This window comes from Thiorhodococcus minor (assembly GCF_010820565.1).
Classification (GTDB): Bacteria; Pseudomonadota; Gammaproteobacteria; order Chromatiales; family Chromatiaceae; genus Thiorhodococcus; species Thiorhodococcus minor.
Genome location: NZ_JAAIJQ010000042.1, coordinates 42163 through 50667, shown reverse-complemented (window position 1 = coordinate 50667; position 8505 = coordinate 42163). Strand labels below are relative to the sequence as shown.

The following is an 8505-nucleotide window of genomic DNA, read 5'->3' as shown; positions in this document are numbered from 1 at the left end:
CTTGGTCCCCTCTTTTTTTTTTCTTGGGGGGGGGGTGGGCCCCTCTCTGGGGCCGCCCCCCCCCTGGGGCCCAAAAAACCCCCGGGCGGCGGGGGGCGGGCGACTCGGCCACGTCAAGATGTCAGCAAGTCAGCGTGCTTGGTCCTGAGCTTGGCGAGCTTGGGCGAGATGACGACGCTACAGTAGCCTTGGCCGGGATTGCGACGGAAGTAGTCCTGGTGATAGCTCTCGGCGGGGTAGAAGGTCGGCGCCGGCTGGAGCTGGGTGACGATGGGATCGGACCAGGTGCCTGCCTCTGACAGCCTGGCCATGACCTGCTCTGCCGTCAGGCGCTGCTCATCCGAGTGGTGGAAGATCACCGAGCGGTATTGGGTCCCGACGTCCGCACCCTGGCGATTCAGGGTCGTGGGGTCGTGGATGGTGAAGAAGACCTCGAGCAGAGTCTCGAAATCGACTTGCGCATTGTCGAAGCTGATCTGCACCACCTCGGCGTGGCCGGTCGCGCCGGTACAGACTTGCTGATAGGTGGGATCCGGCCGCGCACCGCCGGCATAGCCGGACACCACGGATTGCACGCCGCGGACCTGCTGAAACGCCGCTTCCAGACACCAGAAGCAGCCGCCGCCGAGCGTCGTCGTTTCGATTGCCATGCGTCTTGATCCCCTTATGAGCGCCAGCTAGAGGCGCGGTTTGGCCGCCGAGTGCGGCGGCCTGCTTCGCAGTCAGTTGGGGATCAGCCCGTAGCGCTCAAGCTTGCTGCGCAGTCCAACGCGTGACAGACCCAGCTCGTCGGCGGCCTGGGTCTTGTTCCATTGATGGCGGATCAGGGTCTCGCGAAGGATTCTGGCCTCCAGGGCCTCGACGCGATCCTTCAGGGTGCCGTCCGCGGGCAGGGCTTCCGCGCGGTTGGGCTCGGCGAAGGGCACGTCGGCATCGTCCGCGCGCAGGATTCTAGGGTCGAGGAGATCCGCCGTGAGCTGATGCCCGGGAGCCAGCACCAGGACGCGCTGGATCTCGTTCTGAAGCTCACGCACGTTCCCCGGCCAGGAGTAGCGCGCCATGCAGTCGAGCGCTTCCTGCGTAAAGCCCTCGACGGGCTTGGCGAAGTCCCGCACCGCTTCGGCGAGGATGTGCTCGGCGATGGGCCAGATGTCCATCGGACGCTCGCGCAGCGGCGGGAGATGGACCCGGACGCCCGCGAGCCGGTAGTAGAGATCTTCCCGGAAACGGCCCTCGCGGATCTCCTGCTCCAGGTCGCGGTTGGTCGCAGCGACCACCCGAACATTGACCTTGCGGCGCCGATTGGAGCCGATCGGCCGCACCTCCTGCTCTTGCAGGACGCGCAGCAGCTTGACCTGAAAGCTGGTCGAGACCTCGCCGATCTCGTCGAGGAAGATGGTGCCGCCATCGGCCTGCTCGAAGAGCCCGACCCGGGCATTGACGGCGCCGGTGAAGGCGCCCTTCTCGTGCCCGAAAAGCTCGCTCTCGAGGAGCTGATCCGGCATGGCGCCCGTGTTCTCCGCGACGAAGGGCTTGTCGGCCCGCGGGCTGTTGTAGTGCAGCGCACGGGCGAGCAGCTCCTTTCCCGTACCGGACTCGCCGGTGAGCAGCACCGGGATGTCATAGGGTGCGATCTGCGCGATCTGGTCGCAGACCTGGTTGATGGGGCTCTCGGGGCTGCGCACGATGGCGTCGAGGTTGAAGTTGCGCTTGAGGCGCTCGCGCTGCTTGGCGACGCGCTGCTCCAGGGACTGCCCCGTCATCTTCATCTCGAGCGCCAGCAAGGCATTCTCGCGCTGCAGCTCGACCAATCGGCAGGCGTTGCGCACGATCAGCAGCAGGTTGTCCGGGTGCCAGGGCTTGGTGATGTACTGGTGGATGCCGGCGCGATTGATCCCATCGATGATGTCCTCGGCTTCCGTGTAGCCGGAGATGATGATGCGCGCCATGTCCGGCCAGCGATCACGCACCCGCGCCAGCAGCTCGACCCCCGTCATTTCGGGCATGCGCTGATCGGAGATGACGACCTGGATCCAGTCTTCCTCCAGGATGCGCTCGGCATCGAAGGGGTTGGTCGCGGTGCGGACGTCGAACTCCTCGTCGAGGATGCGCGCGAGCGTCTCCAACGACAGCGGCTCATCGTCGACCAGGAGGACCCTTGGTCGACTCATTTTGGGTCCTCGTGGATGGTCACGCGCACCTGCGGCTGCTCGCCGTCGAGCTCGCGAATGATGTCGCCCGAGTACATGACGCCCTGGCGCTCATGGCGCCGATCCTCGAAGTAGAGATCGAGCGTCTCGCGCACCGTCTGGAAGGCAATGAGGTCCCGGGGGATCTCGTCCTCCTCGAACAGCCGGACCTCCAGACTCTCCTCGCCCGGACTGAACCCCAGGTCCAGAAGGCGCGCGCGGAACAGCAGGTAGACTTGGTCGATGTGCGGGAGGTTGAAGAGGCTGTAGAGTGGGCCGACCTCGACCCGCGCGTTCGCCTCCTCCAGGGTCTCGCGCGCGGCGCCCTCGCGGGTCGTCTCGCCGCGCTCCATGAAGCCGGCCGGAAGGGTCCAAAGGCCGTGGCGGGGTTGAATCGCGCGCCGACAGAGCAGAATCTTGTCCTCCCACTCGGGGATGCAGCCGACGACGACCTTGGGATTCTGGTAGTGGATGGTCCCGCAGGCGTCGCAGACATGGCGCTGGCGATTATCCCCGGGCGGGATCTGGAGACTGACGGGAGCCCCGCAGTCACTGCAATATCTCATCTGTACCCTGTCGATCGCTTGGGAAGCATCCGCCCAAGTAGACAGCATTCACAGCGTTTTTCATACAGCGGGAGCCCAAGTCGCCATCATGCATGCCGAGCTGATTCGCGTCCGCGGACTGGTCCAAGGCGTCGGTTTTCGCCCGACCGTCTGGCGATTGGCACAGACCCACGCACTGGTCGGCGAGGTGCTGAACGACGGCGAGGGCGTGCTGATCCGCGCCCAGCCAGCCGCGGGTGGAGACGCTAGCGCACTGGATGCCTTCTGCGACGCACTTCGGGCCGAATGCCCGCCGCTGGCCCGCATCGACGCCATCGAGCGCAGCGCGCTCGACAGCCCCTTATCGACCGGCAGCTTCATCATCCGTGCCAGCGACGCCTCCGAGGTACACACGGGCATCGTCCCGGACGCGGCGACCTGCCCCGACTGCGCGGCCGAGATCCGCGACCCGGCCAACCGGCGCTACCACTACCCCTTCACCAACTGCACCCACTGCGGCCCGCGACTCACAATCGTTAAGGGCATCCCCTACGACCGGGCCAAGACCAGCATGGCCGTCTTTCCGATGTGTCCGCGCTGTGCCGCCGAGTACGCAAATCCAGCCGATCGGCGCTTTCACGCCCAGCCCAACGCCTGCGGAGACTGCGGCCCCAGCGTCTGGCTGGTCGACAGCAAGGGCGAACGACTCGACCCTGCCGGCCTTGGCGACCCAGATGCCGTCGCAACCGCAAGCAGACTCCTGCGGGAGGGACGCATTCTGGCGGTCAAGGGCATCGGCGGATTCCATCTCGCCTGTGATGCGACCAATGCGGCGAGCGTCGCCGAGCTGCGCCGCCGCAAGCGGCGGTTCGGCAAGCCCTTCGCCCTCATGGCCCGAGATCTCGGCGTCATCCGCGCCTATTGCCACGTCGGCGCAGACGAGGCCGCACTGCTGCAGAGCTCGGCCGCCCCCATCCTGCTCCTGGATCAAGCCCGCTCCAGCCAGGCAGCACCACTGGCGCCGGACATCGCCCCAGGTCAGCGCGCGCTCGGCTTCATGCTGCCCTACAGCCCGCTCCATCACTTGCTGCTGCAGGATTGGGACAAGCCACTCGTCATGACGAGCGGCAATCTGAGCGAGGAGCCCCAGTGCATCGACAATGCGGACGCGGCCGACCGTCTGGGCAGGCTCGCCGATCTGACCCTGCTGCATGACCGCGAGATCGTCAATCGCGTCGACGATTCCGTGGTCCGCCGCATGGCGGGTGCCCCACGCCTGCTGCGAAGGGCTCGCGGCTACGCCCCAGCCCCGATTCTTCTGCCACCTGGCTTCGAGCACAGCCCCCCGATCCTCGCCCTGGGCGGCGAGCTGAAGAGCGCCTTTTGCCTGCTGAGCGATGGTCAGGCCATGCTGTCCCAGCATCTCGGCGACCTCGAAAACGCCCGCACCGCGCGCGAGCTGGAGGTCACGCTGGATCTCTATCTCGAGCTCTTTCAGCAGGCCCCGGAGCGCATCGCCGTCGACCTGCATCCGGACTATCGCTCGACCTTGCTGGGTCGCGAGCGCGCGGCACGCAACGGCCTGCCGCTCGAGAGCGTCCAGCATCATCACGCCCACCTGGCCTCGACCTTGGCGGACAACGGCTGGGCCATGGATGCGGGGCCGGTCCTCGGGATCATCCTGGACGGGCTCGGCTTCGGGCCGGACGGCAAGATCTGGGGCGGAGACCTGCTGATCGGTGACTACCTGGACTTCGAGCGCGTCGCCCACCTCAAGCCAGTCGCCATGCCGGGTGGCACCAAGGCTATCCTGGAGCCTTGGCGCAATCTCTTTGCGCAGTTGGAGGCGGCGGGCGGATGGGAAGTCCTGCACGAGCGCCATCCGTCGATCGAGAGCCTCCGACGGCTCGGCGATCGCCCGCTGGAGGTGCTTGGGCAGATGATGGCCCGCGGCGTCAACGCCCCGCTCTCGAGCTCCGCCGGCCGCCTCTTCGACGCAGCTGCGGCGGCGCTCGGAATCGGTGGGGACAGCATCACCTACGAAGGACAGGCGGCCATCGAGCTGGAAGCGCTGGCCGCGGAAGCCATGGACCCCGGCCTGGAGGGCTACCCGCTCACGGCAACCAAGCAGGCTTCCGGGGTGGTGATCGATCCTGCCAGTCTTTGGAGCCAGCTCCTTGCCGATCTCGAACGAGGCGTGCCGAAGACGCTGGTCGCCGCACATTTCCATGCGGGCCTGGCGCGAGCACTCACCACGCTGGCGATCGAGCTTGCCGAAGCGCATGCGCTGGGAAGGATCGCACTCTCCGGAGGGGTCTTCCAGAATCGGATCCTGCTGGAATCCGTTCAGGCCCAGCTCACCGCCGCGGGGCTCGAGGTACTGCTCCAGCGCCAGGTCCCGCCCAACGACGGCGGACTTTCGCTCGGCCAGGCCTGCATCGCGGCGGCACGAGCCATTCGGGCAGGCTGACGGCGGCATCCGCCGCCGCCTCAGCCTCAGGCCGCCAGGGACGGCTCCGATCGCTCTTGGGTCTCGACCGCATCCACGATCTCGAGAAGCTCGAGGACGCGGTCACGCGACGGGCCGTTGAGGTCCGTTCCGTAGCGCGAATCATAGTTTTCGCAGAAGGCGACCGCGAGCCGATAGCCCTCGGAGGGGCCGGCGGGATCGTAGAGAAAGACCTCGAGTCCCATCTCGATGATCAAGAGACGCTTGCTTTGGATCGTTCGGACGCGCCCCCATCCAAGCCGCTTGTACTCGTCCTGGAAGGCCTTGAGGCGGCCGTGAAGGATCTTCGCCGCCACACGGTCGGGCGCGGGCGCGTCGAGCGACCAGTCGCCGAGCAGATTCCGGGCGAGATCCAAGAGACAAGGATCCTCGCCGTCCGCGACATCCTCGACCCTGGCCGCCCTTGCAGCGAGCGACAGGGCAAAGCGCTGGAGCCGCTTAGGCTGCTGGAGCCACTTCTTCAGAGCGGTCAGCCGCATCTGGTTGGCGTGTCCAGTGCGATCGATCTCGTCGACGATCGCGGCCAACTTATCCTGAATGCGTCGCGTCATCGCCATACCCCCCAAAAGAAAACGGGCCAGCTGCATCAGCAGCTAGCCCGTTCTTCTCAGATGGCGTCCCCACGGGGGTTCGAACCCCGGTTACCGCCGTGAAAGGGCGGTGTCCTAGGCCACTAGACGATGGGGACAGAAACACTTCCCAAAAGAAAACCGGCTCATGACCAACTTGCCGGATTTCCTCTAAATTGGTGGAGCCAGGCGGGATCGAACCGCCGACCTCAACACTGCCAGTGTTGCGCTCTCCCAGCTGAGCTATGGCCCCGTTGAGCTGAGACGCGGCATATTAAAGGCCGATTTCCGCGATGTCCAGCATTTTTTCGCTTTTGTTGGCTTGCCGATGTCCCTATATGCTGTGCCGATATCTTGCGGCAACCGTCGGGGCCAGTACCCCTCAGCGAAGGCCGCGTATAGTACAGAGATTCCCCCTCGTTGACTAGGAGCTTTTGATCCATGATGCGAATCTTTTTGTTCCTGGCGACCAATGTGGCGATCCTGGTCGTCATCAGCGTCGTCTTCCGCTTGCTGGGGATCGACGGCATCCTCCAGGAGAGCGGCGGCATCGACATGGGCGCGCTGCTGATCATGGCCGCCATCATCGGCTTCAGCGGCTCGCTGATCTCGCTCTTCCTGTCGAAGACCTTGGCGAAGCGCTCGATGGGCGTGCAGATCATCGCGCACCCGTCCACCCCGTTCGAGCAATGGCTGGTCGATCTGGTCGCACGCCAATCCGAGCGGGCCGGCATCCAGATGCCTGAGGTCGGCATCTTCGACTCACCGGACCCCAACGCCTTCGCGACCGGCTGGAACCGCAACGATGCCCTGGTCGCGGTCAGCACCGGGCTGCTGCAGCACATGAACAAGGACGAGGTGGAAGCCGTCGTCGGCCATGAGATCAGCCATGTCGCCAACGGCGACATGGTGACGCTTGCGCTCATTCAGGGCGTGGTCAACACCTTCGTCGTCTTCCTCGCCCGCATCATCGGTCACGTCGTCGACCGCGTGGTGCTGAAGAACGAACAGGGCTATGGGATCGGCTACTTCGTCACCTCCATCATCGCCGAGATCATGCTCTCCGTCCTGGCGACCATGATCGTCATGTGGTTCTCGCGCTATCGCGAATTCCGCGCCGACGCCGGTGGTGCCATGCTGACCAGCCGTCATCAAATGGCCGATGCCCTGCGCGCGCTTCAGCGTGTGCACGAGCCCCAGGACCTGCCCGCCGGCGAGTTCGCCGCCTTCGGCATCTCGGGCAAGATCGGCGAGGGCTTCGCCGCCCTCTTCCGCAGCCATCCGCCACTCGACAAGCGTATCGCCGCCCTGGAGCACGCCGAGACCTGATCGACGACCTCGAGCAAGTTGCACCCTCCTCGCCCGCAAGCGGGCTCCTACGCGAGCGTCGCCGCCGTAGGAGGCTGCTTGCGGGCGACGATCCCGCAGGATTGACTCAAGGATCCGCGGCCTCCAGGTACTCCATACCGCGAGCAGATAGCAGAGCCGGGGTCATCCTGCATGTGGCGCAGCACGGAGAACGCCTATGGTCTGGTCACCATCCTCTTTCATTGGCTGACCGCGCTCGCCGTGATCGCGCTCTTCGGCCTTGGCCTCTGGATGGTGGAGCTGACCTACTATGACGCCTGGTACCGAACGGCGCCCTGGATCCACAAGAGCCTCGGCGCACTGCTGCTCATCGCGCTGGCATGGCGTCTTGGCTGGCGCATCATCGACAGACCACCGCCCCCTGAGCCCAGCTTGAGCCGCTTCGAGCGCATCGCGTCCCGCTCCACGCACTTGATCCTCTACCTGCTGCTCTTCGCCGTCGCGATAACCGGCTATCTGATCTCGACCGCTGAGGGTCAAGGGATCAGCGTCTTTGGCGTTTTCGAGATCCCGGCGACGCTGAGCCACCTCCCTGGTCAGGCGGACTGGGCTGGCGAGCTTCACTTGGCCCTCGCCATGGCCCTGATCGGCCTGGCCGCGGCGCATGCCCTAGCGGCCTTGAAGCATCATTTTCTCGACCGCGACCGCACACTGCTGCGCATGCTCGGTCGCTCCAGCTCTCCACAACAGCCCACTCAAGAGAGGAGCCCCAGATGAAGCCAGCCATCTCGACCCTCGCCGGCCTCGTTCTAGTCTTTGCCTGCCAGGCCAGCCTCTTCGCCGCGCCCGAGCGCTACCTGATCGATACCGAAGGTGGCCATGCGTTCATCCAGTTCCGCATCAAGCACCTCGGCTACAGCTGGCTGTACGGGCGCTTCGACGACTTCGAAGGGAGCTTCGTCTACGACCCTGACGACACCAAGCAGTCATCGATCGAGGTCAAGATCCGGACCGCGAGCCTCGACTCCAATCATGCGGAGCGCGACAAGCATCTACGCGGGGATGACTTCCTCGACGTCGGCAGGTATCCGACGGCGTCTTTCAAGAGCACGTCCTATCGCGAGACTGGATTCAACAAGTCCGTGCTGGAGGGCGAGCTGACGCTCAAGGGGATCACCAAGCCCATCACGGTCGAGGTGAGGCGAATCGGCAACGGCCCGGACCCCTGGGGCGGCTACCGGCGCGGGTTCCAGGGCTCGACCGAATTCGCGCTGAAGGATTTCGGCATCGACTACAACCTGGGTCCAGCGTCGCGGAAGGTCGAGATGATCTTGTCGATCGAAGGCATCCGGCAGTAAGCGCCTGCGAATAGCGGCCAGCCAGTG

The 8505-nt window shown here is 65.3% G+C and carries 8 protein-coding genes and 2 tRNA genes; 4 read left to right on the top strand and 6 right to left on the bottom strand.

Going from position 1 to position 8505, the window contains the following annotated elements:
- Nucleotides 1–113: 113 nt before the first annotated feature.
- The 3 genes from msrA to G3446_RS14795 form a co-directional block, all read right to left on the bottom strand.
- Entirely contained in the window at nt 114–650 is a 537-nt protein-coding gene (gene msrA, locus G3446_RS14805; RefSeq protein WP_164453602.1) for a peptide-methionine (S)-S-oxide reductase MsrA, read from the bottom strand.
- Nucleotides 651–722: 72 nt separating this feature from the next.
- The gene (locus tag G3446_RS14800; RefSeq protein ID WP_164453601.1) at nt 723–2171 is read right to left on the bottom strand and encodes a sigma-54-dependent transcriptional regulator; all 1449 of its coding nucleotides are present in this window, start codon (nt 2169–2171) and stop codon (nt 723–725) included.
- Nucleotides 2168–2755, bottom strand: a complete 588-nt coding sequence (locus tag G3446_RS14795) for an NUDIX hydrolase (RefSeq protein ID WP_164453600.1) — start codon at nt 2753–2755, stop codon at nt 2168–2170. Before G3446_RS14795 ends, G3446_RS14800 begins: the two co-directional genes overlap by 4 nt.
- 88 nt (nt 2756–2843) lie before the next feature.
- On the opposite strand from G3446_RS14795, the gene hypF reads away from it, so the two are divergent.
- Nucleotides 2844–5204 carry a carbamoyltransferase HypF gene (gene hypF / locus G3446_RS14790; protein ID WP_164453599.1) on the top strand — a complete coding sequence of 787 codons (2361 nt, stop codon included), beginning with the start codon at nt 2844–2846 and terminating at the stop codon, nt 5202–5204.
- A gap of 26 nt (nt 5205–5230) precedes the next feature.
- Here the strand turns inward: hypF and G3446_RS14785 are convergent, their stop codons facing one another.
- The 3 genes from G3446_RS14785 to G3446_RS14775 form a co-directional block, all read right to left on the bottom strand.
- Nucleotides 5231–5794 (bottom strand): hypothetical protein, encoded by a 564-nt coding sequence (locus tag G3446_RS14785; RefSeq protein WP_164453598.1) that lies wholly within the window; start codon nt 5792–5794, stop codon nt 5231–5233.
- A gap of 61 nt (nt 5795–5855) precedes the next feature.
- Nucleotides 5856–5931: transfer RNA gene (locus tag G3446_RS14780), tRNA-Glu, on the bottom strand.
- A gap of 58 nt (nt 5932–5989) precedes the next feature.
- A tRNA-Ala gene (locus G3446_RS14775) sits at nt 5990–6065 on the bottom strand.
- A gap of 188 nt (nt 6066–6253) precedes the next feature.
- On the opposite strand from G3446_RS14775, the gene htpX reads away from it, so the two are divergent.
- From htpX to G3446_RS14760, 3 genes are all read left to right on the top strand, one after another.
- Complete coding sequence (gene htpX / locus G3446_RS14770) at nt 6254–7141, top strand: protease HtpX (RefSeq protein WP_164453597.1); 888 nt, start codon at nt 6254–6256, stop codon at nt 7139–7141.
- Nucleotides 7142–7312: 171 nt separating this feature from the next.
- Nucleotides 7313–7897: a cytochrome b gene (locus G3446_RS14765; protein ID WP_164453596.1), complete on the top strand. Its 585-nt coding sequence runs from the start codon at nt 7313–7315 to the stop codon at nt 7895–7897.
- Complete coding sequence (locus G3446_RS14760) at nt 7894–8478, top strand: YceI family protein (protein ID WP_164453595.1); 585 nt, start codon at nt 7894–7896, stop codon at nt 8476–8478. The genes G3446_RS14765 and G3446_RS14760 overlap by 4 nt, the downstream gene beginning before the upstream one ends.
- The last annotated feature ends 27 nt before the right edge of the window (nt 8479–8505 follow it).